This window comes from Desulfuromonas carbonis (assembly GCF_054658035.1).
In genome coordinates this window covers 363664-387528 of sequence record NZ_BAAHXR010000002.1, presented here as the reverse complement: position 1 = coordinate 387528, position 23865 = coordinate 363664, and the positions used below count along the sequence as shown (strand labels likewise).

Genomic DNA, 23865 nt, shown 5'->3' with positions numbered 1-23865 from the left:
GCTCTGTCCCTGGTTTCCTCGTTTTCAGGCCCCTTAAACCACGCGTCAACGCCCGAGCTTCCTGCCGGCATGGGGCTGCTGATGCGGGAAGGGGAGGGGAAAGCCGTCGGGCTAAATCTGCAAAGGTGGTTATCGTACCCGTCAATTATACAGGATTCCATGAATCGCCAGGATTTCTGACCGGGAACCTTTCATACCCATTGAGAAGGGAAAGGTTCCCGACCCTTCCCATCGATGAAAAACTGCGCGGACCGGTCTGGTATCATTTAGAGCAGCAATGGAAAGGAGAGTGATCCAATTGGCAGACCAGCATGGAAAAGAAAACGTTCCAGAGCCCGGTGGACGCTCCGATGAACACGAAGCTGAACCCCAAACCAAGACGGAGCGGGAAGTCGAGCGGGAAGCCGAGGACCAGGACTATGTTCCTGTCATTCTGAAACGTTCCGATGAGTCGTTAAGGCATCCGGATGACATTTTGGAAAATGCCATCGCCGAGGGACTGGAACAGCTGCAGCGGCCAGTGCTATCCCTCTTCCTCTCGGCCATGGCAGCAGGTCTCATTCTCGGGTTTACCGCCATGTCGGTGGCGAGTGTTCAGGGGCAGCTGCTGTTGCTCGACCTGGACGTACCGGCCCGGCTGGCGACGGCCCTGGTCTACCCCTTGGGCTTTGTGCTCTGCATCATGAGCGGCACCCAGCTCTTCACAGAGCATACGGCCACGGCCGTATACCCGGTGCTCGACCGCCGTGGCACCCCGGCGATGCTGCTGCGCTTGTGGGGGATCGTCCTCGCGGGCAACCTGTCCGGAGCCCTGATAAGCGCAGGTTTTTTGGTTGCTGCTGACACGGTAATCGCTGCTGAAGCAGGCTATGTCGAAATCGGCCATCACCTGGTCATGTACAGGGGCGGCGCTCTTTTCATCAGTGCCCTGCTCGCTGGCTGGCTGATGGCCCTTGGTGGCTGGCTGGTCATGGCGACGCCTCCTACGCTGAGCCAGATGGTATCGATATATATCGTCACCTTCATTATCGGAATCGGTGGCCTGCACCACTCCATCGCCGGTAGCGTCGAAATTTTTACCGCCTACCTGATCAGTGACCAGTTCCTGTTGTCCCAGGTCGCTGGTTTCCTCGGCATGACCATTCTCGGCAACCTGGTTGGCGGCAGCATCTTTGTCGCCCTGCTTAATTACGGTCACATTCGCCAGACCCAGAAAACCTCTGCCGACCATTGAGGGCATGGCGCACCGGTCCGGGGTCCGACGGCCTGTGCAAGAGTGCAGACTTCCTCCAGGATCCCCCCGCGGGTTGTTTAATTTTCCTAATAATGTTATGCTGAACTCAGTTGAAATGGTCATCGATTACCGTGGTAGGTGAAAATTTCGCCTTCCCAATAATTGACCTTCTGTTTTGAATCAGGTGTTGTACCTGGAGGGAGAAAGGGCCATAAAATGACCAAACAATACCATGACAGGTTTTCAAAAGCGGTTGAAGAGCTCCCCGAAAAGAATGCTTTTATCTGCCACACCTGTGACACGAAGTATTCTGAGAAAGATGCGAAAAACAAGATGATGTCCTGTTGCGGCAGGACTCTCACGGAACTTCTTCGTGAGAGTGTCGGGCCGTAATTTGAATCCTACGCAAAACCCGTGGCCGCTATAACCAACGGCATGCGAAGAAATGGGCCAGGAATAGACGCTATTCCTGGCCCATTTATGTCCGGAACAAGGACCGGGGCGATACCCTGGTCATTTTTTGCGTGCGGCTCTCACCCCGCCACCTGGCGAGCATTCCGCTGATTGTCGGATTTATCAATGGTCAGGGGCAGATGCCCATCCGACGCGCCTGCGTCATCTCCAGCCTCTTCATCATCGGCATCCTGCTCGCCATCGCCGCGATCGACGTTACTACGGCCGCCGCGGGTCGCATGTGGGGAGATGTGGGGGCCTGGGGAAATAACCGGGTGGCAGCCGCCATTATTTACCCTCTCGATCTTTTGACCATCCATGGCCGGCAGCGCCTGGCTGGTCTACAGTACCCACTCCTGAGTGGAGACACTATCCCAGCTGGTCCTTCCACGTCGGTTTCTGTTTGCCGGGACATCTATCTGCTTGCCCTTCGCACCACGATCTGCTAATTACCCCTTGTCATCCCATCCCTGTCGAGGAGCTCCCATGCCCGTCTTTGAAATCGGCCATCCGCTGGTTCGGCACAAGCTCGGACTGATGCGCAAGAAAAATATCTCCACCAAGGACTTTCGTGCCCTGGCCGCCGAAGTCGCCCGACTTTTGACCTACGAGGCGACCAAGGGGCTCGAAACCGAACCACGAAAAATTGAAGGCTGGGCCGGGCCGGTGACGGTCGACCAGATTAAGGGAAAAAAGATCACCGTAGTGCCGATCCTGCGCGCCGGGCTCGGTATGATGGACGGGGTCCTCGACCTGATTCCCAGTGCCAAAGTCAGCGTCGTCGGCCTTTACCGCAACGAGGAGACCCTAGAACCGGTCTGCTACTACAAAAAACTGGCCCGCGGCATGAAAGAGCGCACCGCCCTCATCGTTGACCCAATGCTGGCCACCGGTGGCAGTCTGGTCGCCACCATCGATCTGCTCAAGGAGGCTGGCTGCACGTCGATCAAGGGGCTCTTCCTGGTGGCAGCGCCGGAAGGGATCCGCCGCTTGCAGGAGAGTCATCCGGACGTGGAAATCTATGTCGCGGCCATCGACCAGTGCCTCAACGAAAAAGGCTATATTCTTCCTGGCCTCGGCGATGCCGGGGACAAGATTTTCGGCACGAAATAATACCGGCCCCGGCCCACAGGAGACGAAATGATGGAAGCGCCGCAGGATAACGCTTTGCTCACCTTCAACCCGAAAGAGATGATTGTCGGCGCGCAGATGCTCTTCGTCGCCTTCGGCGCCCTGGTACTGGTACCGCTGCTGACCGGTTTCAACCCCAACGTCGCTCTCTTCACGGCTGGCGCCGGCACCCTCGTTTTTCAGCTGGTCACCGGGCGCAAGGTGCCGGTTTTCCTGGCTTCCTCCTTTGCGTTCATCGCGCCGATGATTTACGGCGTGCAGACCTGGGGGATTCCCGGCACCCTCTGCGGCCTGGCCGCCGCCGGGCTATTCTATCTCCTTCTCAGCCTGCTGGTGAAGGTGCGGGGAAGCGGTGTGGTGGGTCACATCTTTCCGCCGGTGGTGACCGGACCGGTCATCATGGTGATCGGCCTTATCCTCGCTCCGGTGGCGGTCCACATGGCGATGGGTCGCACCGGTGACGGCTCGGCACAACTCTTTCCCGAGCAGACCGCCATGCTCCTCTCCGGCATCTCGCTGCTGGTCACGATCCTGACCTCGCTGCTCGGGCGCGGCTTCCTGCGCCTGATTCCGATTCTCTGTGGCCTTGCTGCCGGCTACCTGACCGCCCTGGTGCTCGGGGTGGTCGACTTTACCCCGGTCAACGCGGCTCCCTGGCTGGCGATGCCCGCCTTTGTCCTGCCAAGCTGGAACCTGGAGGCGATCTTCTTCATGCTGCCGGTGGCGATCGCCCCGGCGATCGAGCATTTTGGTGACGTGCTCGCGATCAGTTCGGTCACCGGCAAGAACTATATCAAGGACCCTGGCGTTCACCGCACCCTGCTCGGCGACGGCCTGGCGACCTCCCTGGCGGCCTGCCTCGGCGGCCCCCCCAACACCACTTACAGCGAAGTGACCGGTGCCGTCGCCCTGACGCGCATGTTTAACCCCAGGGTGATGACCTGGGCGGCGCTGACGGCGATCATCCTCTCTTTTGTCGGCAAGGTCGGCGCTTTGCTGCAGACGGTTCCGGCCCCGGTCATGGGTGGCATCATGATCCTCCTCTTCGGCGCCATCGCCGTGGTCGGGCTCAATACCCTGGTCCGTTCCGGCGAAGACTTGATGACCCCGCGCAACCTCACCATCGTGGCACTGACCATCGTCGCCGGTATCGGCGGTATGAAGATTGAAATAGGCCGTCTCGCGCTGCAGGGGATCGGCCTTGCCGGCCTGCTTGCCGTTCTGCTCAACCTGCTTCTGCCCCGTGGGAAAAAACTCGATTCACCTCTGCCCGACGATTCGATTCCGATCGTGGACTGATTCACCTGCGGCAACCCGGTGGCTGCCCTCCCTGCCAATCCATGACTCCCTGCAACCCAAAAAGCGACGGTCCCTTCGGGCCGTCGCTTTTTGGGTTGAAAAATTGGTCTGACATACCAGTAGTGGCAATTTGTGAGAAAATCGTCAGGACCGGTCGGTATGATGACCGCGTGGTTCGATTAGAGGTATAACCAGCGGCATGCACGACAGGTGGAGCCAGTGAAAAAAAAGATCCTGATTCTCTTTTGCAGTCTTCTGCTCTGCGCCTGGCTGCCCCGAGTCGCAGCATCAGACGGTAACGAGACCGCGGCGCTCGAGTCTGCCACGGCCTTCCTCGCCCTGCTCGATCAAGGCGATATCGCGGCGGCCTTTGATGCGACCAGTTCCTTTCACCGCAGCTTCCAGCAGCGGGAGAGGTGGGTGGCGAGCATCGCCACGCAAAGATCCTTTTACGGTCCCCTGGTTAACCGGGTGGCGAGCAAGGCTGTCTCCAAGAACTCTTACCCTAAAAACCCCGATGGTGTTTATCTGGTGATCGTTTTCCAGTCATCTTTTGCCCACAAGCGGCAAACCACCGAGATCGTTGCCGTTACGGCGGATGCGAATGGATTCTGGCGGGTAAGCGATTACATCTGCAACTGAGTCCTGCTCCCTATCGATCCCCCGATTGATCCGTTCTCACTCCAGGTCCCCCTGGGTGGGAAGACTGCGCCAGGGCGGACAGTAGCAATGAGACGGCCGCGGCTCTTTACGCCGTTCCCGGGAAACTTCGACATCGAAATCAACCACCAGGGGGAGATGATCGGAGTAGGGGACCTGGGGCACCTGAAAGTCCTGTACCTTGATTTCCCTGCTATGGAGGACGAAGTCGAGGTGACGCTGGGGGCTATGACTGGGGAAGGTCGCCAGGCCGGCAGTATTGGCATTCTGAAGCCCGGTGGCGGCCAGGAAGAGGTCGATCTCCCGTTCTCCCCAGAGCATGTTGAAATCTCCCGCCACCAGACAGGGCCTGGTGGTCTGGCGCACCAGGTCGTAGAGGGCGTTCAGCTGTTGATGGCGGGCGCGCCCGCCAAGGGAGAGATGGACCAGGAAGACCACCAGGTGTTCCAGGTCGAGTTCGATTACCAGCCGCTTCATTCCCTGCTGAAAGTAGTGGAAGGTTTCGTTGCGAATCCGGTTGCGGGCGAGGAAGGCGTTCCCCTGGGTTTTCAGCAACGGCACATGGCGCCACAGCGATCCGTGGCCGTATTTGACCGAGTGGGAATGGTAATGCCCGAGGGACTCAGCCAGCAGCAGGCTCTGGTTTGCACCGCCGGTGCGATAGGAGCCATGGTCGACCTCGACCAAGCCGACCAGGTCCGGTTCGAGGTCGCGCAGAAAGGTCGCTATCCGCACCAGGTTCTTGCGCGAAGAACCGACGTACTGGTGGACCCTGGGACCAGTCCCGTAGCGAATGTTGTAGAGGATAAACCGCATGGTGGCACCTCCTCATGGAGTTAAGCACTCTCTCGGCATAACTCAAGGTCGCCGTTTCTCCACGACATCGCCCTGCCTGGAAGGATGCGCGGCGACCGATCCGGCTTTTCCGCGATTGACAACAGCGCAGCTAACCGGCTATAAATTTGTAACTCTTTGAAATTCCATCTTTGAAGGTTCTAATGGGGGATCAAGAACCGATTCCATCATGCGAACATAATCGCCGCCTTTCAGCCCGCTGCTGAGGGGCGGCGTTTGCCTTTTTGCAGAAATTATCGACGAGGCTGGTTAAGGCTTTGTCCCAGGGAAACCCCTGAGGGAGGAAATTCATGCCGCAGACCAATCCCAACGAGTACTTCCGGCTCTTTTTTGAAACGGCGCAGGCGATCCTTTCTGCCGACAACCTGCAGGCGATTCTCGACTCGCTGGTGCAGCGCACCGTCGCCGCCCTCGATATCAAAGGGGGGAGCCTGCGACTGATCGACGAGGAGAGCAACAGCCTCAAGCAGGTCGCCTCCTTCGGCCTCAGTGACGCCTACCTCAACAAGGGTGCGCTCAATGCCGATCAGAGCATCCCGGAAGTCCTCGCCGGCCGGCCGGTCTGCATCAAAAACGCCCCCGAAGATCGGCGTATCCAGTACCCGGAGGAGATGCGCTCCGAGGGGATCAACACCGTCCTCTCGGTGCCGGTGATCGCCGCTGACAAGGTCATCGGCGTGCTGCGTCTTTACAGCTCGCGACCGCGCAATTACAGCGCCGAGGATCTTGAATTCGTCTCCGCCCTCGCTGAAATGGGCGGACTGGCGATCTCCAACGCCCGCCTCAGCCAGGCGGAAGGAGACAAGCTCTCCGCCCTGTTCACCGAGATCGGCGTCGACCAGCCGACCAGCGTCGATTTCGGCGAGCCGACCCTCGGCGCCGCCTGTTTCATGCCGGTCGATTCCGCCAGGAGCCTGGCCTATTTCCGCACCCTGCACGAAATCACCCGCGCCGTCCTCTCGACCCGCGAATCGAAACAGGTGGTGCAGTTGATCGTCGAGCAGGTGGTCAGCATCATGAAAGTCAAGGCGAGCGCACTGCGTCTGCGCAATGAGACGACCCACGAGCTGGAACTGATCGCCACCACCGGCCTCAGCGCCAAGTTTCTCGCCAAGGGGCAGCCCCACACCGACCAGAGCATCGCCGAGACCCTCGCCGGTCGCCCGGTGCTGATCCTCGACACCGCCAATGACCCGCGTCTCGAGTATCCGGCCGAAACCGTCGCCGAAGGGATCGAATCGATCCTCTCGATGCCGATCGTCGCCCGCCATCGCGTGGTCGGCGTTCTGCGCCTCTACAGCGCCGAAAAACGCCAGTACAGCCAGGAGGAGATCACCTTCCTCTCGGCCTTGGCCGAAATCGCCGGGATTGCTATCATGAACGCCCGGCTTTACGAAAAGACCCGGAACGATCTCTCCTTCTGGGCGGCCACCCTGGGGTATATGCAGGATTGAGCCATGGGGATCCCAACGCTTTTGAGCAAGATTCGGAACAGGGGCAGGCCACTTGGGAAAATCGGCTGCCCTTTTTTATTGGTCGTTTGGTCGGACTCCGGCAAAGGGTGATAAACTGGAGACCAAGCCCGTTATCCAGCCTAGGAGGTATTCCATGCGCATCATACTCATCGGCGGCAACGGAACGATCGGCAGCGCCGTCTACGATCTTCTCTCCCTGAACCACGAAGTCATTAAAGCTTCCCGATCGAACAGCGACCTGACCGTCGACATTTCCTCCCCCGACTCCATAAAGAAGATGTTTACCCGTGCAGGAAAATTCGACGCCGTGGTCAGTGCGGCAGGGCAGGCGCGCTTCAACGCGTTGGCCGAGTTGAGCGACGAAGACTTTGACTTCTGCCTGGCCAACAAGCTGATGGGCCAGGTGAACCTGGTCCGCATCGGCAGAGAGTTCATCGCCGACGGCGGCTCCTTTACCCTGACCAGCGGCATCCTGGCGCAAAAGCCGATGTTGGGAAGCGCGGCGATCAGCTTGGTGAACGCCGGGTTGGAAGGGTTTGCGCGGGCCGCGGCTCTGGAGATGGACCGCAAAATCAGGGTCAACGTCGTCAGCCCGCCGTGGGTGCGGGAGACGCTGGCGAAGATGGGCAAAGATCCTTTGCCCGGCATGCCGGCGGCCCAGGTGGCCAAAGCCTACCAGCTGAGCGTCGAGGAAAGACGGTCGGGGGAGGTGATTTCTCCCTGAAACGGAGCAGCAAAGGCCCGGGCAGTTTCTCGTGGATAAAATCTGATCACTTCGGATTCCAGTTCGGAAAGAGCAAAGAACAGCCCTCTCACACCTCGTTGCATGAGGCCGGCTTGGAGTTTGGCTGAATCCGAACGCAATCAGACTTGATCCGAACTGAACCGCGCGAATCGCCCTCTGTTTGGTGCAGTTTTTATTGAATTGAGGTATCGCATGGTCAAGCTCGCCCAAAAGTTTTTCTGCCTCGCCGCCTGCCTGCTGGTCTTCGGCTGCGCCGGCCTCGGCCCGGGCTTCGAAGAGCCGACTGTGGGACTCTCCTCCTTCAGGTTCCTCCCCTCCGAAGGGATGGCGCCGCGCTTCGAGATCGGCCTGCACATCGTCAATCCCAACCGCACCCCACTCAAGCTCGACGGCATCGTCTACTCGGTGACCCTCGGTGGCCAGAAGGTGCTGACCGGAGCGACCAGCGACCTTCCGGAGATCGCCGTCTACGGCGAAGGGGAGGTGACCCTGACCGCCACCACCGACCTGCTGCGCAGCATCCGCCTTCTCGCCTCTCTGGTCAACCAGCCACAGGGCATCGTCCCTTACGAGCTCGACGCCAAGCTCGATATTGGCGCCCTGCGGCCGCGTATTCATCTCCAGGAGAAGGGTGAGATCAACCTTGCCGGCCAACCGTAGTTCGGCTGAGCGCGACGCGCTGAAGATCCTGCTCGGCGGCATGCTTGGCATGGTGGTCGCCATGGGGATCGGCCGCTTTGCCTTCACCCCGGTGCTGCCGCTGATGCAGCGCGACCTCCCCCTCAGCAACACGCTCGCCGGCTGGCTCGCCGGGCTCAACTACCTCGGCTATCTCGCGGGTGCGGTCGGCTGCTCCCTTTATCCCCGCCTGCTGCGCATCCCGCTGATCACCGGCGGCGCCCTCGTCGCCAGCATCGCCACCACCCTGCTGATGGGCGTGGGGAAATCGCCCCTGTGGTGGGGGGCGATGCGTCTGGGCGGCGGGGTCGCCAGTGCTATCCTCTTCATCGTTATCTCGGCGGAAGTTGTCGAGGCGCTGACCCGGCGCGGCTTCGGCCACTGGATCGGCGCGCTCTACGGCGGGATCGGCATCGGCATTGCCCTGAGTGGGCTGGCGGTGCCCCTCCTCGACCAGCTCGGTGGCTGGAGCGGCAGCTGGCTGGGACTGGGACTGCTCGCCGCCCTCTGCGCAACGGTTGGGCTGCGCCTCGGTCGCCAGGGAAACCTGGTCCAGGTCCTGGCCCAGGGGAGCGCGCCGACGCTGGGCGGTCCTAAAAGCCTCTGGCTGCTTGCCGGCTCCTACTTCTTCCAGGGGCTCGGCTATATCGTCACCGCCACTTTCATCGTCGCCATCATCGCTGTCACCCCGGGTCTTGCCGCCTTCTCCCCCTACAGCTGGGTCGCCACCGGCATCGCCGCACTGCCGTCAACCATCCTCTGGCCCCGGCTCGCCCGCCGCATCGGCACCAAGCAGGCGCTGCTCTGCGCTTACCTGCTTCAGGCCGCCGGTATTTTCGTCAGCATCGGAGCGACCAGCATCGGTGCAGTCCTCTTCGCCGCGGTCAGCTTCGGCGGCACCTTTCTCGGCATCGTCGCCCTGACCCTCGCCGAAGGGAACCGGCGCTCGCCGGCGGACGGCCGCCGCGCCACCGCCATTTTAACGGTCTGTTTCAGCCTCGGCCAGATCCTCGGTCCGGTTCTGGCCGGGACCCTCGCCGACCGCAGTGACGGCTTTACCCTGCCGCTCGGACTGGCCACAGGCTGCGTCCTTCTCGGTGCTTTTTTGGTACTCATTGACCGCAACTACCTTTGAACGCCTTCAAGTGCTGCTGCCGGTTTACTGCGAATCGGGCTGTTGCTGCTAACCGGGCTGGCAGCCTCGGCCCCGAGGCGCTATAATTCTTCCCCTGAATCGATCCCCTGCCAGCCAAAGGAGTTCCCCAGATGGCCAAATCCCTCTTTGACCACATCCAAATCGGAAACCTCAAGCTGCCCAACCGCCTGGTGCGCAGCGCCACCTGGGAAGGACTGTGCGATGCGAACGGTCAGCCCAAACCGCGGCTGGTCGAGCTTTACCGCCAGCTGGCACGAGGCGGGATAGGGCTGATCATCTCCGGCTATACCTATGTCCGCTTCGATGGCAAGCAGCTCCCCGGCAAGATGGGGATCGACAACGACAGCCTTATTGAGCCGCTGCGCCAGTTGACCGCTGCAGTCCACGAGGAAGGCGGAAAAATCTTTTGCCAGCTGGTTCACGCCGGTGCTCAGTGCACGGCCAAGATGATCGGCACGACGCCGCTGGCGCCGACCGCTCTGAAGGCCCCCAACTACCCGGAGATGCCGCGGGAAGTGGCGGCTACCGAAATTGGAGAGCTGGTGGCGGCCTTCGCTGCCGGGGCGCGGCGGGCGCAGCAGGCCGGTTTCGACGGGGTACAATTGCACGGCGCCCACGGCTACCTGATCAACCAGTTCCTCTCACCGTTGATGAACCGGCGCAGCGATGGCTACGGTGGTGTTCTCGAAAGACGCATGCGCTTCCTCGAAGAGGTCTGCGTCGCGGCGAGGGCGGAAGTCGGTCACGATTTCCCCCTGACCATCAAGCTGACCGCTGCCGATCACCTGCCGGAAGGGCTTGAATTTGGCGAGGCGATGCAGATCGCACAACGCCTCGGGGAACTCGGTATCGACGCTATCGAGGTCAGCTCCGGCACCGCTGCATCGGGGAAGAGTACTCCGGTACGCCAGGAGATCAATGAGCCGGAGCAGGAAGCGTACAACTCTCGCTATGCCCGCCGGCTCAAGGAGGCGGTTCCAGTTCCGATCATGGTGGTCGGCGGATTGCGCTCCGGCACAGTTTTGCAGCGGCTCTTGCAGGAAGATGAGGCCGATTTTTTCTCTTTCTCGCGGCCATTGATTCGCGAACCGGATTTTCCAAACCGCCTGCGGATTGACGAGAGCTATCGCTCTACCTGCATCTCCTGCAACGGCTGCTTTCGTCCCGGAATGAGAGGGGATGGGGTTTACTGCGTCGTTGATAAAATCGAAGCCGAGAACCGTTCGATTCAGGTGTAAGGTCTTTTCGCCCACCTGAACCGATCCTTCCCATCATTGAAATGCCAAGGGACACTCATGACAGAGTGTCCCTTGGCATTTTTTGCCTATCGTTGAGAACGCTGCTGCCCCCCAACTCGGATACCACCCCTCGACCGATTCTCAAATAATGCATAAATAGTCGTCGGCCCCGGGATTTTTCCCGGGGCCGACGTATTTTCAGGTCATAATGTCGGACGGCCTGAGACTATGGCCGATCGTGACGACATGTCAGGCGACAGTCACTATCGTGAAATTCTTGCGGCTTCCCCCATTGCCGGTTTCGATCTCCTCACCCACAACCCTTCCCAGCAGCGCCCGCCCTAACGGGGACTCGATGGTAACGATGATGATCTCCCCGGTCGGTCCTGCCAGCTTCAAACCACCGGCATCCGGCCCAAGAAATACCTGACGGCGGCTGCCATCCTCGGCTTCGAGGGTTACCAGTGCCGTCAGGCGCACCGGCGATCCGGCATCGAAGGAACGCAACTCCAGAGCCCGGTAGCGTTCCAGGGCGCGGCGGACCTCAGCTGCTCGGTTGGCCTGTCCCTGGGCGATGTAGGAAGCCTCCAGCCCGGTGGTGTCGTACTTGTTGTCGGGCTGGCACTCCTCATGGGTGGCGGCGGCGTGGGCGGCCCGGGCGGCCTCGGTGAGGGTTGTCAGGTCGACGCTCAGGCTTGTGACAATCATCTCCAGCAGACATGCCTTGGTCATCAGCGACCTATTTCCCGCAGCACTTCTTGTACTTGGCACCGCTGCCGCAGGGGCAGGGATCGTTGCGGCCGATCTTTTCGACGGAGAGGGGTTTTGCTTTGACCATCACCCCCTCGGTAAAGAGCCATTTGCCCGATTTTTTCAGAAACCGGGCGCGCTCGTGGTGGCTACGCAGACCGCTCTGGTCGCGAAACCGGGCGACAAATTCGACCTCGCCTTCCTTGGCGCCAGTACCACCGTCCACCGTTTCGAGAATCTGGAGGCCATGCCATTCGGAATCCTGCGCCCAGGTCCGGGTCCCTTCGTGGTCGTATCCCTCGCGGTGATCGGGATGGGTGCTGGCATAGAGGAAATCGATCTCGACCTTGACGTGGGCACTGTAGCGGGCCCGCATCAGCTGTTCCGGAGTAGCGGCCGGTGTGCGGCCGGCGATGATCGGTTCGCAGCAGGCGGCGTAGTCGCGTCCACTGCCGCAGGGACAGGTGCTCATGCTGGGGACTCCTTTACGGTTGGTTGTGCGAGGTTTGGCACCGGCTTTTCACCGGCAATCAGCTGCCGCTTGGCTTCAGCGTGCAGTCCCTTGATCTGCGCTTCCCGACGGCTGGCGCTGCTGCGATCGTGGCCGGTCTCCAGAAAAACCAGCTTTAGCGGGGTACGGCCGCGACAGTAACGGGCGCCGCGTCCGGCACCATGTTCGAGCAGCCGGCGTTCCATGTCGGTGGTAATGCCGGTGTAGAACGAGCCGTCCGAACAGAGCAGAATGTAAACCTGCCAGTTCCTCGTCATCAGTAGATTTTGCGCCGCGAAAAGGTCGAGCCGAGGACGCTGAAGGTATTCTCGACGATGAAGAGGGCATAGCTGTCGGTGGTAAAGACGATCTCCTCCAGGCGTTTGAGCTGGATGTTGTTGATGACGACCATCAGCACCTTTTTCTCCCGTTTCTGGTAAGTGCCGACAGCGGGCAGCATAGTGGTACCGATCTTCAGGTGGGTCATGACCCGGTCGGCGATCGCATCCGGTTTCTCCGAAACAATGAAAGCGAGCTTGCGCTGGTTGAACATGGAGAGGACGTAGTCGACCGCGGCCGAGCAGACAAAGACGGCAATGATCGAGGCGATGACCAGGTCGTTGTCGATGCCGACGAAACTGAGAGAGAAGAGGAGGAGGTTGAAGGAGAAATAAACTTTGCCGACCCCGATATTGAACTTCTGGTTTAGGATCACGGCGGCGACGTCGAGGCCGCCGTTGGAACCGAGGGAACGCAATACCATGCCGGCGCCGACGCCGAGGAGGGCACCGAAGACGAGGGCGGCGTAGAGCTGGCTGCTGATCGTGATCTGGAAATCGATCAGCTGGTAAAAGAGGGTGATCAAGCCCATCGCCAGGGCGCTGTAGCCGAGGAAACGGCGGGTAATATAGATGTAGCCGAGGATGAACATCGGCACGTTGAGGACCAGGTAGAGGAGCCCGGGGTTGAGAAGGCCGGTCTTGTAATAGAGCAGCGAAGCGACCCCAAAGAGACCGCCGGGAACGAAGTGGTGGGGAATGGCAACCGCCTTCAGGGCGATAGCCTGGATCAGGGTGCCGATGGTGATCAGGCCGCAGTTCCAGAAGATCGAATAGGCGAGGCGGCCTCTTGCTGCGCTCATGATGGAATCCTTTTGAAAAGCAGTTGCATATTGCCCGGGAGGAAGACTTGTCCGCCTCAGCGCCGTTGTTTCCGGCGCCGCGGCGGGACGCTCCCCGGCTGGGTGAATTCGGGTTCGTAGCCGATCCTGAAGGGATGGTCGCTGTGGTGGCCAAGGCTCAGAAAGTGCCGGTTCTCCTTGTCGAAGGGGCAAACCGGCTGGCTGCAGGGGAGGAAACCGAAACGCCGGTAATAGGCCGGCGGACCGAGGACAAAGAGAGGCCGGTTGCGGATCGATTCCTGGCGCAGGGCAAAGCGGAGCAGTTCCGATCCGACCCCCTGGCGTTGAAATTCGGGAGCTACCGCCAGCGGCGCCAGGTGGAGGCCGCAGAGAGTGCCGCCGTCATAGGCGTTGCTGAAGGCGATGTAGGCAATCGCCTTGTTGACATGCAAACAGACCCAGTCCTGCAGGACCCGGCCGTTCTCGTGGAGTCTTTGCACCAGCTCTGCCTCGTAATGGCTGCCGGGAAAGGCGGTGCGCAGCAGGGCATAGACCTTGGCGTGGTGGGTCGGGGTGACTTTCTGAATTTTCATCGCAGACAATCCTGGGGCAGTGTTCCGGAGCAGCGTCGAGTGATACTTCCTGTTCCGATTTTCGACCCGGGTCAACAGAGGCGCAGCTGGCCATCCTCTTCATCAAAATCGGACTGCTCCCGGGCCGGCACCGGTGGCAGCTCCACCGCGGTAGCCGAGGCGGGGAGGGAAGACGGTTCCGGAGCCGGCGCGACAAGGTCCCGCGCGCCCTCCTCCGAGGCCCGCTTCGCCAGCCTGTCGCAGCGTTCGTTGAAGGGGTGCCCGGCATGACCGCGAACCCAGCTCCAGGTCACCTTGTGAAAATCACCCAGGGCAGCCAGCTGCTGCCAGAGGTCCTGGTTGGCCAGGGCGCCGGGCTCCACGAGGCGGCCGCTGCGTTGCCAGCCACCCAGCCATTCGCTCATTCCCCGCACCAGGTACTGGGAATCGCTGAAGAGGCGCACCCGGCGTGGACCCTTGAGGGCCTCCAGTCCACGAATCGCCGCCAGCAGTTCCATGCGCTGGGAGGTCGCCTGCGGCTCAAACCCGCTCAGCTCCTTTTCAAACTCACCGTAGCGCAGGATCACGCCATAACCGCCGGGGCCATTCTCCCGTCCCGAACCGTCACTGTAAATCTCGACCAGTCCCGGTGGGGGCGGGGTAAAGGCCGTCTCCAGCCCCTCGAACTCCAGTTCCCGCAGCAGGGGAATCAAGCTGTCAAGATCCGGCGCGCGGCGCGCCAGGTCCGCGAATTCAATAGAGAGGGGGAGGTCATCGCGAACCGTGGCGAGCTGTCTGGAAATGCGTGCCTGCTCAGCGTGTAGCTGCAGGCTTTCGCGGCGTTTCCGGCCGTTGACCAGGCTGCTCCATTTGAGGACATCCTCCAGCGATCCAAAGGTCTGGATCAATGCGGCGGCCGTCTTCTCGCCGATCCCAGGTACCCCGGGAATGTTGTCCGCGGCGTCCCCGGAGAGCCCGAGCAGATCGGGAACCAGCTCGGGAGGAACACCGAAGCGTTGGCGAACCTGATCAACTCCGGAGCGACGTTGCTGCAGGGTATCGAGCAGGGTAATGCCGGGCTCGACAATCTGCAACAGGTCCTTGTCGCTGCTGACAACCGTGACTTCCGTTCCGGCGGCGGCCGCCCGCCGGGCGAGGGTGGCGATGACGTCATCCGCTTCGAAGCCGGGTTCTTCAAGCGTTGCAATCTTCAACGAATCTAGCATCCTGCGGATATAGGGCACCTGGCAGGCGAGGTCGTCGGGCATCCTCTCGCGGTTGGCCTTGTAGGGCGGATAGATTTTCCGCCGAAAGGTCGTTTCCCGGGGCGGGTCGAAGACCACGGCAAGCTGGTCGGGATTCTCTTCCTGCAGCAGGCCAAGGAGCATGCGGGTGAAACCGAACACGGCATTGGTCGGCAAGCCGGCAACTGTAGCCTGGTCACGAACTCCGAAATAGGCGCGGTAGATGAAACTCGACCCGTCCAGCAGGCAAAGTCGCGGTGCTTGCTTCACATTTCCTCCAGGTGCCTAATGCTTCGCTTGCGAGGGGTTAGCATCGCACAGACTTAAACGCTGCGCAAAATCTTTTCCTGCCGGAAACGCTGCCGGCCTTTCCAAATGGGGTCAAGTGGTGTAAAAAGAGGCTGCCTGTCCTCAGCAGCTGTAGCAAAAGGGAAGAGCCGACGGCCCCGGTTAACTTTCAGATATTCAGGACAACAGACCATGAAAATATGTCCTTTTTGTGCGGAAGAGATCCAGGACGCTGCGATCAAATGCCGTCACTGTGGTGAGTTTCTCGACAATTCACGTTCGCGGTTGAATGCGAAAGAAAAACTGCCCTGGTACTTCAGGACCACCTTCATCGTCATTGCCCTCTCTTGTGTCGGGCCCCTGGCCCTGCCCCTGATCTGGTGGCGGCCACAACTGTCAACGGCCTGGAAAATCGGCCTGACGGTCGGCATTCTTGTTCTCAGCTGGTTCCTTTATCAGGCGACCCTGGAATCCCTTCGTACCATCGAGGAGTATTACAGGCTCCTTGATTCGCTGTAGGCGGACGCCGATGCCCGAGACCCTCCTGCTGCAATACCGGCTTACCCGCGAACTCTGGCGCGACTTCTTCGAGGCCCACTACAGCTGTGATCGTGCCCTCAAACAGCGTTACCTCTGGGGCGTGGTCTGCATCATCATCGGCTGCTTCGGCTTCGGCGGTCTCTATGCCTCGAAGGTGATTGCCGGCTTGCTGCTGGCCACCGGGTTTTTCGCGGTGCTGTCGCGCCCCTTGCTGGTCATCAGGTCGTTGCGCGCCGCTGTTCGCCACCCCTTCTTCGGCCAGGAGCTGACAGTAACAGTCGGTCCCGAAGGGATCGCCGTGCGCAGCGGCAATGCCGGGTATCGCCAGCCCTGGGGGAATTTTTTCGGCTATCGCCGCCTTGCTCCTGGCTTTCTTCTCTACCATGACCGCAATGCGTTTTTCTTTATCCCGATGGCGGCGATGACGGCGGGGGATGCCCGGCGCATGGAAGAGATTCTCGACACGGCCGTGGTGCCGAAACTGCGGTAACCAATTACGGCAGCGAGCACCGGTTGGCCTCTCCGGGCGCCCTGTGCTAAAGTTTGGCTGCAAGAACGAATACGAGGAGGCTTCATGTCCACGCCACCGAAAACCGTCCCCTGTCCCGTCTGTCGCAAGCCGGCCCCCTGGAGTGACAATCCGCAGCGGCCGTTCTGCAGCGAGCGCTGCCGCCTGCTCGACCTCGGTGCCTGGGCTGACGAAAATTACCGCGTCGCCGGCAGCAAGGTCGATCCCGAAATGCTGGAAAACCTTATTCCCTTTCCCAAGAATCACTAAAGCGGAGCTTGCATGTACCGACTGACGATCCATACCCACTTCGCCGCCGCCCACAACCTCATCAACTACCAGGGGGACTGTGAAAACCTGCACGGTCACAACTGGAAGGTCGAGGTCACGGTGGCGGCAAAAGAACTCGACAAGGCCGGCCTTGGCATCGACTTCAAGATTCTCAAGCGCGAGACCAACCGGACCCTCGACCTCCTCGACCATAAATATCTAAACGAAATCGAATATTTTCGGGAGACCAGCCCCTCCTCGGAGAACATCGCCTATTTTCTCTTCGGGGAACTCGGCAAAGCCCTGAATAGCGGCAACGTCACCGTTGAGAAGGTCAATGTCTGGGAGTCGGAATATGCCTGCGCCAGCTACAGCCTCGACTGACGGCCAACTCCTGGAACTCTTCAGTTCCATCCAGGGGGAAGGGCTGCTGGTTGGCTGCCGCCAGATTTTCCTGCGCCTGGCCGGCTGCAACCTCGACTGCGCCTACTGCGACACCCCCTTCGCCGCGACCGCCAACTGCCGGGTCGAAGAGAGTCCCGGGGGCGGGCAATTTATCAGCCTCCCCAACCCGGTTGCCCTTGACACCCTGATTGGAATTATCCACAGCTGGTGCCGGCAACCGTCCGGAGTTCACCACTCCATCAGCCTGACCGGCGGCGAACCGCTGGCCCAGGCAGCGCTTCTCGCCGACTGGTTACCGGTCCTGCGCAAACTGTTGCCGACCTACCTCGAGACCAATGGCACCCTGCCGCAGGCGCTGGAACCGCTGCTGCCGCACCTCGACTGGATCGCCATGGATATCAAGCTCGCTTCACTCAGCGGCGTGGCGACGCCCTGGGCGACCCATCGGGAGTTTCTGCGCCTGGCGGCGACCCGCGACTGTTTCGTCAAGGCTGTGGTCGGGGAAGAGACTCCGCTGGCGGAGGTGACGGAAGCGGCCCAACTGGTTGCCGGGGTCGCCCCCCAATGCGAACTGATCCTGCAACCGGTGACCCGGGAGGGGAAGCCGATGCTCACCCCCCGGCAGCTCCTCGACCTGCAGGGCGCCGCCGCCCGTCATCATCCCCGGGTGCGCATCATCCCGCAGACGCATCGTTTTATCGGTCTGCTCTAGCTTGGATAGTCCAGTAATTTCCAATCCTTTATTGGCACCCCTCAACCAGATTCTCGATTTTCCCCAGCCGCCGGTGGCATCCAGGAGACTCCCGCAATGCTTATCACCGACCTGACCATGGATGAATTCACAGCCGGTCTCGCCAAAACCCGTACCGTCCTGATCCCCTTCGGTTCTACCGAGGAGCACGGCCCGCATCTCCCTCTCGACACCGACACCATTCAGGCCTACGGTGTCGCCCGGCGCCTCGCCGAGCGTCGCCCGATCTTCATTGCCCCGCCAATCCACTACGGTGTCTGCCGCTCCACCGGCAGGCACCCGGGGACCCTGAGCATCTCGACCGCTACCCTGCGTGCGCTGGTTCTCGACATCGCAGCGTCGCTCTATGCCCAAGGGCTGCGCAACATCATCCTGCTGACCGGACATGCCGGCGTGACCCATTGCGCCACCCTCACCGATGCCGGCGAGGAGCTTCTTGCCCGCTATCCGGAGGTGCGGGTGGCGGTCCTCAACGAGTATCAGCTGACGGCGGAAACGGGGCGTCATCTTATCGAAACCCGCAACGACGCCCATGCCGGCGAAATCGAGACCTCGCGCATTCTTTACTCCCACCCCCAGCTGGTCAAGGGGAGCGCCGCGGAGGATTATCCTAACTTTCCGAAGGGAATTCTGGTGCGGGACAAGCAGCGCTTCTGGAGAAGCGGAGTCTGGGGGAACCCGGGGAAGGCGACGGCCGACAAGGGAAAGCGTCTCGAAGAGGTGGTGGTCGCGGCCCTGGAGGAGCTGGTTGCCGAGCTGGAGGCAGGAGTGGAACCCTAGCCCTCAGCTCGGTTGCGGATCACCGCATTCAGGCGGGCAAGGAGGTCATCGATATCGACATGGTGTACGCCGGCCCCATGTTCCACCGCCTCGAAGGCGGCGATCTGGCAGTCCATGCAGTCGAGACCGAAGCGTTTGAAGACGGGGATCGTTTCGGGGTAGCGCTGCACGATTTCCTCAATCGTCATCTCGCGGGTGATCATTCGCGGCTCCTCTTCTCCTCGGATGCGGCCGGCCCGAATTTCTTTTCCAGGGCGGCCTTGACGGCGGCGGGGACAAAGGTATCGACGGGCCCCTGCAGGGAGGCGACCTCCTTGACGATGGAGGAGCTCAGATAGCCGTAGGGGACCGAGGTCATCATGAAGAGGGTTTCCACCTCCTGCTGCACGCTGTGGTTCATCTGCGCGATCTGGAACTCGTACTCGAAATCGGATACCGCACGCAAACCGCGCAGGATGACGCGCGCCTGCTTTGCCATCACGTAATCGACCAGCAACCCCTCAAAGGAATCGACCCGCAGACGCGGATTGTCACCGACCACGGCGCGAATCATCTCCAGTCGTTCGGCGGTGCTGAAGAGCGCCTTCTTTTCGGAGTTGCGGGCGACCGCGATGATCAGCTCGTCAAAGACTTCGAGCCCGCGCTGAATGATATCGAGGTGGCCGAAAGTGATCGGGTCGAAGGAACCCGGGTAAACGGCAATATGGCGATTCATGGCTGGTTCCCCTGTTTGTCGATGTAGGCAAAGGTGTGGAGTGCGGTGATGCCGTAATTGCGGCTGCCGATTTTCTCCAGTGGACCGACGACATCGGCGAGGGGGTCCTTACGGGCGGTTTCGGCGCAGACCAGGGCCCCGTTTGCCAGCATACCGGGAGTGGCGAGGTGCTCCAACACCCGGGGCACCAACCCCTGACCGTAGGGGGGGTCGAGAAAGACCAGGTCGAATGGGCCGCGGGGAACCAGCCGGGGGAGCAGGGAGAGGACCTCGCCGCTGAGTTGTTCGGCCCGATCGGCAAAACCGCAACGCTCGATGTTGCCCCGTTGCAGCCGGGCCGCCTGCTCGCCGCGATCGACCAGCAAGGCATAGCCGGCGCCGCGGCTGAGTGCTTCCAGGGCGAGGGCGCCGCTTCCGGCGAACAGGTCAAGGACCCGCAGACCGCCAAAGCCACCGAGACGACTGAAGAGGGAACTGAAGAGGGCTTCGCGCACCCGGTCCGGCGTGGGGCGAATTTCCCTTCCCGTGAAGGCCTCCAGTTGACGGCCCCTGGCGCTTCCGGCAATGATTCGCACGACCTTCCCTCGCTCCCCGGAATTTTCACCCGCAACCTGCCGGACGGGCCATCTGCTGATAAACAGGGACCTTTGGACAGGCCACCCGCTGAGAAAGCTAGCACACCGGCCTTGACGCCGTCAAGAAAGGGCAGGTGCGCCTTGGCGGTTGCAGTCGCCGGTGGATGCCGGTAGAATCGACCAGCCACAACCACCGCCACCTTCAACAAGGTTTCCGCCCATGGAACGACCCGACCTAGCTCCTTACGCCGCCCGCAGCGCCGAAAGCCGCGGCCGCCGGTTTTCCGAACCCTTCAAGGATGACCGCCCGGCCTTTGAGCGGGACCGGGACCGGATCATCCACTGTGCCGCATTCCGCCGGCTCGAATACAAGACCCAGGTCTTCGTCAACCACGAAGGGGACTACTACCGCACCCGCCTGACCCATTCCCTGGAAGTCGCGCAGATCGCCCGGGGCATCGCTCGGCGCCTGCACCTCAACGAAGACCTGGTTGAGGCCCTGGCGCTCGCCCACGACCTCGGCCACACCCCCTTTGGCCACACCGGGGAGCATGTCCTGAACCGCCTGATGCGCGATGCCGGCGGATTTGAGCACAACCGCCAGTCGCTGCGCATCGTCGACCTTCTGGAAGAACGTTATCCCGGCTTCAACGGTCTCAACCTGAGCTGGGAAACCCGGGAAGGGATCATCAAGCATTCTTCGGATTATGATCACCCCGGCAGCGAGCCGGCCGTCGATTTCGAACCGACCGTGCCACCGACCCTGGAAGCCCAGATCATCGACCTCGCCGACGAAATCGCCTACAACAATCATGATATCGACGACGGCCTGAAAGCGGGCTATATCACCCTGGACGAGCTCGCAGAGCTGGAACTGTGGCGGGAGACCTCGGCGCTGGTGGCGGAAAAATTTCCGCTTTTGGACCAGGAGCGCCGGGTACACCAGACCATCAGTCACCTGATCGGCAGCCTGATCGGCGACCTCGTCGCGACCACCAGCGGGCAGCTTGCATCCTGCAACATCGACAGCCTCGACGCGGTGCGCGGCCATGGCGGTCGCCTGGTCAGTTTCAGCGCCGCAACCCGGGAACGGAACCGGGCACTGAAGGCCTTCCTCTACCGGCGTCTCTACCGCCATTACAAGGTGGAACGGATGCGGGTCAAGGCCGAGCGCTTCCTGACCCTGCTGTTTGAAAGCTACCTCGCCAATCCGACCCTGTTGCCAAGCGCCTACCAGGGTCGTTTCGAGCAGTATGGCCGGGAGCGGGTGATCTGCGATTACCTGGCAGGCATGACCGACCGTTATGCGATGGACGAATACAAACGACTATTCGAGCCTTACGAACGGGTCTGAGGGGTCAGGGGAGCTTGATCTGCGGATCGGTTGCCGGGCGGTAAAGAAGAATGGTGCGACCGAGCACCTGGGCCACCTGGGAGCGGGTCTTTTCCGCGAGCTGGCTGGCAATTTCCCGCCGGTCGGTGCTGCACCCCTCCTGCAGCTTGACCTTGATCAGTTCGTGGTCTTCCAGGGCTACTTCGACCGAGGCGAGCAGGCGCTCGTTCAGTTCTTCGCGACCGATCATGACCACGGGTTGCAGGTGGTGGCCCAGGCCGCGCAGGAAACGGACCTGCTTACCGGTTAACGTCTGCATGGTGAGATTCCTTCCAGGTTGATTTCAAGAGATCGGCGGGTGCAGTAAATTTTGGCGACATGCTAGCAGAGTCCTGCCTGGAAAGCCAGCAGCCAGAAGGGCCCGGCCGGGATGCATTCAAGCGAGGCGAAGATGCGCGGCCAGCTGACCATTCTCTGCGAAAATACCGTGACCCGCCCCGGCGGGCTGATTGGTGAACATGGGTTTGCCGCTCTGCTCGAGACGGACCAGGGAAGGTTTCTTTTCGACACCGGTCAGGGGCTCGGAATCCTCGGCAATGCCCGCCTCCTCGGCAAGGAGCTTTCGCCCCTCGACGGCATCATCCTCAGCCACGGTCACGCGGATCACTGCGGGGGGCTGCTCCAGGTCCTTGAGGGGTGCCAGGAGGTTCCTGTCTACGCCCACCCGGACCTTTTCAAGGAACGCTACTGGAGCGGCCGCTTCGAACAGCGGGCCAACGGCTGCCCCTGGAACCGGGACGAGGTGGAAAAGGCCGGTGGCCGGATGGCCGCGGTCAGTCAATTCAGGAAACTTGTCCCCGGCCTCTACCTGTCGGGCGAGGTGCCGCGGCAGAACAGCTTCGAAGTCGGCGACCCGAACCTGGTGACAACAGGGGAGGGGGGCGCGTTGCAACCCGACCCCTTCGATGACGATCTCTCCCTCGCCATCGACACCCCACGCGGTCTGCTGGTGCTGGTAGGTTGTGCTCATGCCGGACTGGTCAACATTCTGCGCCATTTTCGCACGCAGACCAGCAAACGCATTGTTGCCGTGGTCGGGGGCACCCACCTTGCGCCGGCCGGAGATGAGCAATTTGCCGCAACCGTCGCTGAATTGCGCCAGTGCGGGGTTGAAAGGATTGGCCTTGCCCACTGTACCGGCCTCGTCCGCAGCGGTGAACTGGTTCAGCTCTTTCCCGGCCAGGTCATGTTTGCCAATGTCGGATTTCAATTTGATTTTTGATGGATATCCCAAACAGGAGCGTCCCGTGTCGAAGACCCCACCCAAAATTCTCCTGGTCGATGACGTCGATTTTTTCCTCGAAATCGAGCAGGACTACCTGCGCCAGACCCCGGCGACAATATTCCTGGCCGGCAATGGCCGCGCCGCCCTCGAACTCGCCCAGCAGCATCGGCCGGACCTGATCTTCATGGATGTCAACATGCCGGTGATGGATGGCCTGACCTGCTGCAGGCTCCTCAAGTGCGACCCGCATTTGCGTGAAATTCCGGTGGTGATGGTCTTTGCCCCCAGTCCGGAAGTCGATGAATCGACCTGCCGGGCCGCCGGTTGCGACGAGGTGATAAACAAACCGGTCGACAGGAATCGATTTCTCGATCTCGGGCGCAGGTTTCTGTTTGCCATCGACCGGCGGGAAAAACGGATACCCTGCCAGATGACGGTCGATTTCACTCTCGCTGGTGTCAGCCACCAGGGCATGGGTCTCGATATCAGTGCCCACGGCCTGTACATCGGGTTCCGCAATGAAGTCCACTACGACGACCGTGTGCGCGTCACCTTTTTCCTGCCGGCGGTCAGCCCGGGAAAAATTGAACTTACCGCCCGGGTGGCCTGGGTGAACCAGGGTTTCCCGCGCCCCAACCTGGCGCAGCCCCAGGGGTTTGGCGTCGAATTCAAAAATATCCCTGCGACCACCGCCGCGATCATCGCCGATTTCGTCGCCCGCTTTGACAGCCACCCCCTGGAAGCGGGCTGAACTCCCTCCTGCCGGAGGGGATGGCAACTTCAGCCAAAACATCAATATCGAACCGGAAAGGAAGAGACCATGAACTATCCGATGATCCACATCTGTTTCCGGGTCTTCGACCTGGACGCGGCGCGCGCGTTTTACCAGAAGGCCTTTGGATTTGAGGTTTCCCGGGAAAAGGATTTCCCCGGGGATTTCAAACTTCTCTATCTGCGGGCTCCCGGACATCCCTTCGAACTTGAACTGACCTTCAATTATGGCCGCAGCGAACCCTACCAGATCGGTGACGGCTATAGTCATTTCGCGGTGCGTTGCGACGACCTCGAAGGTTCCCATCGCCAGCATCAGGAGCTTGGCCTCGAACCTGGTCCTCTGAAGGGGCTGGGGAAGGATGGCAAGGCCCATTTCTACTTCCTGCGTGACCCCGATGGATATCTCATCGAGGTGATCGGTAGCTGAATGCCGACCAGCCATTTTTGCAGCCCGGCCTTTTTGGAGGCCGGGCTCTTTTTTTGCAAATAAATAGAGCAAACTCCAATGAATCCATGCTAAGCTCCGGAATGGCTCGTTTTT

General features: G+C 60.9%; 31 protein-coding genes. 20 read left to right on the top strand and 11 right to left on the bottom strand.

Annotation, left to right across the window (positions count from 1 at the left end; all coding sequences use genetic code 11):
* Positions 1-475 precede the first annotated feature (475 nt).
* The 5 genes from ACYQ8E_RS04095 (at position 476) to ACYQ8E_RS04075 (ending at position 4759) form a co-directional block, all read left to right on the top strand.
* Positions 476-1234: a formate/nitrite transporter family protein gene (locus tag ACYQ8E_RS04095; RefSeq protein WP_459860181.1), complete on the top strand. Its 759-nt coding sequence runs from the start codon at positions 476-478 to the stop codon at positions 1232-1234.
* Between the two features lie 524 nt (positions 1235-1758).
* Entirely contained in the window at positions 1759-2136 is a 378-nt protein-coding gene (locus ACYQ8E_RS04090) for a hypothetical protein (protein ID WP_459860179.1), read from the top strand.
* Positions 2137-2173: 37 nt separating this feature from the next.
* Complete coding sequence (gene upp, locus ACYQ8E_RS04085; protein WP_459860177.1) at positions 2174-2800, top strand: uracil phosphoribosyltransferase; 627 nt, start codon at positions 2174-2176, stop codon at positions 2798-2800.
* Between the two features lie 30 nt (positions 2801-2830).
* Complete coding sequence (locus ACYQ8E_RS04080; protein ID WP_459860485.1) at positions 2831-4117, top strand: uracil-xanthine permease family protein; 1287 nt, start codon at positions 2831-2833, stop codon at positions 4115-4117.
* A gap of 219 nt (positions 4118-4336) precedes the next feature.
* Positions 4337-4759, top strand: coding sequence for a DUF4019 domain-containing protein (locus ACYQ8E_RS04075; RefSeq protein WP_459860175.1), 423 nt, complete (start codon positions 4337-4339; stop codon positions 4757-4759).
* A 36-nt stretch (positions 4760-4795) separates the two neighbouring features.
* On the opposite strand, the gene ACYQ8E_RS04070 is transcribed toward ACYQ8E_RS04075, so the two are convergent.
* On the bottom strand, positions 4796-5593 hold the full coding sequence (locus tag ACYQ8E_RS04070; protein ID WP_459860173.1) for an endonuclease/exonuclease/phosphatase family protein: 798 nt from the start codon (positions 5591-5593) through the stop codon (positions 4796-4798).
* 329 nt (positions 5594-5922) lie between these two features.
* Between ACYQ8E_RS04070 and ACYQ8E_RS04065 the strand changes: the two genes are divergently transcribed.
* From ACYQ8E_RS04065 to ACYQ8E_RS04045, 5 genes are all read left to right on the top strand, one after another.
* Positions 5923-7086: a GAF domain-containing protein gene (locus tag ACYQ8E_RS04065; RefSeq protein ID WP_459860172.1), complete on the top strand. Its 1164-nt coding sequence runs from the start codon at positions 5923-5925 to the stop codon at positions 7084-7086.
* 154 nt (positions 7087-7240) lie between these two features.
* On the top strand, positions 7241-7831 hold the full coding sequence (locus ACYQ8E_RS04060) for a short chain dehydrogenase (protein ID WP_459860170.1): 591 nt from the start codon (positions 7241-7243) through the stop codon (positions 7829-7831).
* Positions 7832-8044: 213 nt separating this feature from the next.
* Positions 8045-8512, top strand: coding sequence for an LEA/WHy family protein (locus ACYQ8E_RS04055; RefSeq protein WP_459860169.1), 468 nt, complete (start codon positions 8045-8047; stop codon positions 8510-8512).
* Entirely contained in the window at positions 8484-9665 is a 1182-nt protein-coding gene (locus ACYQ8E_RS04050) for a YbfB/YjiJ family MFS transporter (RefSeq protein ID WP_459860167.1), read from the top strand. Before ACYQ8E_RS04055 ends, ACYQ8E_RS04050 begins: the two co-directional genes overlap by 29 nt.
* A gap of 131 nt (positions 9666-9796) precedes the next feature.
* Positions 9797-10924 (top strand): NADH:flavin oxidoreductase, encoded by a 1128-nt coding sequence (locus ACYQ8E_RS04045; RefSeq protein WP_459860165.1) that lies wholly within the window; start codon positions 9797-9799, stop codon positions 10922-10924.
* A 249-nt stretch (positions 10925-11173) separates the two neighbouring features.
* On the opposite strand, the gene ACYQ8E_RS04040 is transcribed toward ACYQ8E_RS04045, so the two are convergent.
* From ACYQ8E_RS04040 to ACYQ8E_RS04015, 6 genes are all read right to left on the bottom strand, one after another.
* Positions 11174-11656 (bottom strand): GreA/GreB family elongation factor, encoded by a 483-nt coding sequence (locus tag ACYQ8E_RS04040; protein ID WP_066727256.1) that lies wholly within the window; start codon positions 11654-11656, stop codon positions 11174-11176.
* Between the two features lie 7 nt (positions 11657-11663).
* Positions 11664-12146 (bottom strand): YchJ family protein, encoded by a 483-nt coding sequence (locus tag ACYQ8E_RS04035; protein ID WP_066727254.1) that lies wholly within the window; start codon positions 12144-12146, stop codon positions 11664-11666.
* Positions 12143-12442, bottom strand: coding sequence for a GIY-YIG nuclease family protein (locus ACYQ8E_RS04030; RefSeq protein WP_459860163.1), 300 nt, complete (start codon positions 12440-12442; stop codon positions 12143-12145). Before ACYQ8E_RS04030 ends, ACYQ8E_RS04035 begins: the two co-directional genes overlap by 4 nt.
* Complete coding sequence (locus tag ACYQ8E_RS04025) at positions 12442-13305, bottom strand: YitT family protein (RefSeq protein WP_066727248.1); 864 nt, start codon at positions 13303-13305, stop codon at positions 12442-12444. The genes ACYQ8E_RS04030 and ACYQ8E_RS04025 overlap by 1 nt, the downstream gene beginning before the upstream one ends.
* Before the next feature lie 56 nt (positions 13306-13361).
* On the bottom strand, positions 13362-13877 hold the full coding sequence (locus ACYQ8E_RS04020) for a GNAT family N-acetyltransferase (RefSeq protein WP_459860162.1): 516 nt from the start codon (positions 13875-13877) through the stop codon (positions 13362-13364).
* Positions 13878-13948: 71 nt separating this feature from the next.
* Complete coding sequence (locus tag ACYQ8E_RS04015; protein ID WP_459860160.1) at positions 13949-15370, bottom strand: RNase H family protein; 1422 nt, start codon at positions 15368-15370, stop codon at positions 13949-13951.
* A 210-nt stretch (positions 15371-15580) separates the two neighbouring features.
* On the opposite strand from ACYQ8E_RS04015, the gene ACYQ8E_RS04010 reads away from it, so the two are divergent.
* From ACYQ8E_RS04010 to ACYQ8E_RS03985, 6 genes are all read left to right on the top strand, one after another.
* The gene (locus ACYQ8E_RS04010; protein WP_066727244.1) at positions 15581-15907 is read left to right on the top strand and encodes a zinc ribbon domain-containing protein; all 327 of its coding nucleotides are present in this window, start codon (positions 15581-15583) and stop codon (positions 15905-15907) included.
* 10 nt (positions 15908-15917) lie between these two features.
* On the top strand, positions 15918-16418 hold the full coding sequence (locus tag ACYQ8E_RS04005) for a YcxB family protein (protein ID WP_459860158.1): 501 nt from the start codon (positions 15918-15920) through the stop codon (positions 16416-16418).
* 84 nt (positions 16419-16502) lie between these two features.
* On the top strand, positions 16503-16706 hold the full coding sequence (locus tag ACYQ8E_RS04000) for a DNA gyrase inhibitor YacG (RefSeq protein WP_066727242.1): 204 nt from the start codon (positions 16503-16505) through the stop codon (positions 16704-16706).
* A gap of 12 nt (positions 16707-16718) precedes the next feature.
* Entirely contained in the window at positions 16719-17090 is a 372-nt protein-coding gene (gene queD, locus ACYQ8E_RS03995; RefSeq protein ID WP_066727240.1) for a 6-carboxytetrahydropterin synthase QueD, read from the top strand.
* Positions 17062-17823 (top strand): 7-carboxy-7-deazaguanine synthase QueE, encoded by a 762-nt coding sequence (locus ACYQ8E_RS03990; RefSeq protein ID WP_459860156.1) that lies wholly within the window; start codon positions 17062-17064, stop codon positions 17821-17823. The genes queD and ACYQ8E_RS03990 overlap by 29 nt, the downstream gene beginning before the upstream one ends.
* A 96-nt stretch (positions 17824-17919) precedes the next feature.
* Positions 17920-18642 carry a creatininase family protein gene (locus ACYQ8E_RS03985; RefSeq protein ID WP_459860155.1) on the top strand — a complete coding sequence of 241 codons (723 nt, stop codon included), beginning with the start codon at positions 17920-17922 and terminating at the stop codon, positions 18640-18642.
* Here ACYQ8E_RS03985 and ACYQ8E_RS03980 read toward each other — a convergent pair.
* From ACYQ8E_RS03980 to rsmD, 3 genes are read right to left on the bottom strand one after another with little or no spacing between them, the layout of a single operon-like run.
* Positions 18639-18845, bottom strand: a complete 207-nt coding sequence (locus tag ACYQ8E_RS03980) for a DUF1858 domain-containing protein (RefSeq protein ID WP_066727234.1) — start codon at positions 18843-18845, stop codon at positions 18639-18641. The genes ACYQ8E_RS03985 and ACYQ8E_RS03980 overlap by 4 nt on opposite strands.
* Complete coding sequence (gene coaD / locus ACYQ8E_RS03975; protein ID WP_066727232.1) at positions 18842-19357, bottom strand: pantetheine-phosphate adenylyltransferase; 516 nt, start codon at positions 19355-19357, stop codon at positions 18842-18844. The genes ACYQ8E_RS03980 and coaD overlap by 4 nt, the downstream gene beginning before the upstream one ends.
* A complete protein-coding gene (gene rsmD, locus ACYQ8E_RS03970; protein ID WP_459860154.1) occupies positions 19354-19932 on the bottom strand; it encodes a 16S rRNA (guanine(966)-N(2))-methyltransferase RsmD in 579 nt (192 codons plus the stop codon). The genes coaD and rsmD overlap by 4 nt, the downstream gene beginning before the upstream one ends.
* A 220-nt stretch (positions 19933-20152) precedes the next feature.
* Here rsmD and ACYQ8E_RS03965 point away from each other — a divergent pair, with 220 nt between their 5' ends.
* Complete coding sequence (locus ACYQ8E_RS03965) at positions 20153-21286, top strand: deoxyguanosinetriphosphate triphosphohydrolase (protein WP_066727228.1); 1134 nt, start codon at positions 20153-20155, stop codon at positions 21284-21286.
* A gap of 4 nt (positions 21287-21290) precedes the next feature.
* Here the strand turns inward: ACYQ8E_RS03965 and yhbY are convergent, their stop codons facing one another.
* A complete protein-coding gene (gene yhbY, locus ACYQ8E_RS03960) occupies positions 21291-21584 on the bottom strand; it encodes a ribosome assembly RNA-binding protein YhbY (RefSeq protein ID WP_459860152.1) in 294 nt (97 codons plus the stop codon).
* A 111-nt stretch (positions 21585-21695) separates the two neighbouring features.
* Between yhbY and ACYQ8E_RS03955 the strand changes: the two genes are divergently transcribed.
* The 3 genes from ACYQ8E_RS03955 to ACYQ8E_RS03945 all read left to right on the top strand — a co-directional run bounded on the left by ACYQ8E_RS03955 (position 21696) and on the right by ACYQ8E_RS03945 (position 23751).
* A complete protein-coding gene (locus ACYQ8E_RS03955) occupies positions 21696-22547 on the top strand; it encodes an MBL fold metallo-hydrolase (protein ID WP_459860151.1) in 852 nt (283 codons plus the stop codon).
* A 25-nt stretch (positions 22548-22572) separates the two neighbouring features.
* Positions 22573-23301, top strand: a complete 729-nt coding sequence (locus tag ACYQ8E_RS03950; protein ID WP_459860150.1) for a response regulator — start codon at positions 22573-22575, stop codon at positions 23299-23301.
* 69 nt (positions 23302-23370) lie between these two features.
* On the top strand, positions 23371-23751 hold the full coding sequence (locus ACYQ8E_RS03945; RefSeq protein WP_066727222.1) for a VOC family protein: 381 nt from the start codon (positions 23371-23373) through the stop codon (positions 23749-23751).
* The last annotated feature ends 114 nt before the right edge of the window (positions 23752-23865 follow it).

Excerpts from the sequence above, each read along its gene's own strand:
- ACYQ8E_RS04045 (WP_459860165.1), top strand. The coding sequence starts at position 9,797 with ATGGCCAAATCCCTCTTTGACCACATCCAAATCGGAAACCTCAAGCTG.
- ACYQ8E_RS04010 (WP_066727244.1), top strand. The coding sequence starts at position 15,581 with ATGAAAATATGTCCTTTTTGTGCGGAAGAGATCCAGGACGCTGCGATC.
- ACYQ8E_RS04020 (WP_459860162.1), bottom strand. The coding sequence starts at position 13,877 with ATGAAAATTCAGAAAGTCACCCCGACCCACCACGCCAAGGTCTATGCC.
- ACYQ8E_RS03990 (WP_459860156.1), top strand. The coding sequence starts at position 17,062 with ATGCCTGCGCCAGCTACAGCCTCGACTGACGGCCAACTCCTGGAACTC.
- yhbY (WP_459860152.1), bottom strand. The coding sequence starts at position 21,584 with ATGCAGACGTTAACCGGTAAGCAGGTCCGTTTCCTGCGCGGCCTGGGC.
- coaD (WP_066727232.1), bottom strand. The coding sequence starts at position 19,357 with ATGAATCGCCATATTGCCGTTTACCCGGGTTCCTTCGACCCGATCACT.
- upp (WP_459860177.1), top strand. The coding sequence starts at position 2,174 with ATGCCCGTCTTTGAAATCGGCCATCCGCTGGTTCGGCACAAGCTCGGA.
- ACYQ8E_RS04070 (WP_459860173.1), bottom strand. The coding sequence starts at position 5,593 with ATGCGGTTTATCCTCTACAACATTCGCTACGGGACTGGTCCCAGGGTC.
- ACYQ8E_RS04080 (WP_459860485.1), top strand. The coding sequence starts at position 2,831 with ATGGAAGCGCCGCAGGATAACGCTTTGCTCACCTTCAACCCGAAAGAG.
- ACYQ8E_RS04040 (WP_066727256.1), bottom strand. The coding sequence starts at position 11,656 with ATGACCAAGGCATGTCTGCTGGAGATGATTGTCACAAGCCTGAGCGTC.
- ACYQ8E_RS04055 (WP_459860169.1), top strand. The coding sequence starts at position 8,045 with ATGGTCAAGCTCGCCCAAAAGTTTTTCTGCCTCGCCGCCTGCCTGCTG.
- ACYQ8E_RS03985 (WP_459860155.1), top strand. The coding sequence starts at position 17,920 with ATGCTTATCACCGACCTGACCATGGATGAATTCACAGCCGGTCTCGCC.
- ACYQ8E_RS04005 (WP_459860158.1), top strand. The coding sequence starts at position 15,918 with ATGCCCGAGACCCTCCTGCTGCAATACCGGCTTACCCGCGAACTCTGG.
- ACYQ8E_RS04035 (WP_066727254.1), bottom strand. The coding sequence starts at position 12,146 with ATGAGCACCTGTCCCTGCGGCAGTGGACGCGACTACGCCGCCTGCTGC.
- ACYQ8E_RS04060 (WP_459860170.1), top strand. The coding sequence starts at position 7,241 with ATGCGCATCATACTCATCGGCGGCAACGGAACGATCGGCAGCGCCGTC.
- ACYQ8E_RS04065 (WP_459860172.1), top strand. The coding sequence starts at position 5,923 with ATGCCGCAGACCAATCCCAACGAGTACTTCCGGCTCTTTTTTGAAACG.
- ACYQ8E_RS04025 (WP_066727248.1), bottom strand. The coding sequence starts at position 13,305 with ATGAGCGCAGCAAGAGGCCGCCTCGCCTATTCGATCTTCTGGAACTGC.
- ACYQ8E_RS03980 (WP_066727234.1), bottom strand. The coding sequence starts at position 18,845 with ATGATCACCCGCGAGATGACGATTGAGGAAATCGTGCAGCGCTACCCC.
- ACYQ8E_RS03965 (WP_066727228.1), top strand. The coding sequence starts at position 20,153 with ATGGAACGACCCGACCTAGCTCCTTACGCCGCCCGCAGCGCCGAAAGC.
- ACYQ8E_RS03955 (WP_459860151.1), top strand. The coding sequence starts at position 21,696 with ATGCATTCAAGCGAGGCGAAGATGCGCGGCCAGCTGACCATTCTCTGC.
- ACYQ8E_RS04000 (WP_066727242.1), top strand. The coding sequence starts at position 16,503 with ATGTCCACGCCACCGAAAACCGTCCCCTGTCCCGTCTGTCGCAAGCCG.
- ACYQ8E_RS04030 (WP_459860163.1), bottom strand. The coding sequence starts at position 12,442 with ATGACGAGGAACTGGCAGGTTTACATTCTGCTCTGTTCGGACGGCTCG.
- ACYQ8E_RS03945 (WP_066727222.1), top strand. The coding sequence starts at position 23,371 with ATGAACTATCCGATGATCCACATCTGTTTCCGGGTCTTCGACCTGGAC.
- queD (WP_066727240.1), top strand. The coding sequence starts at position 16,719 with ATGTACCGACTGACGATCCATACCCACTTCGCCGCCGCCCACAACCTC.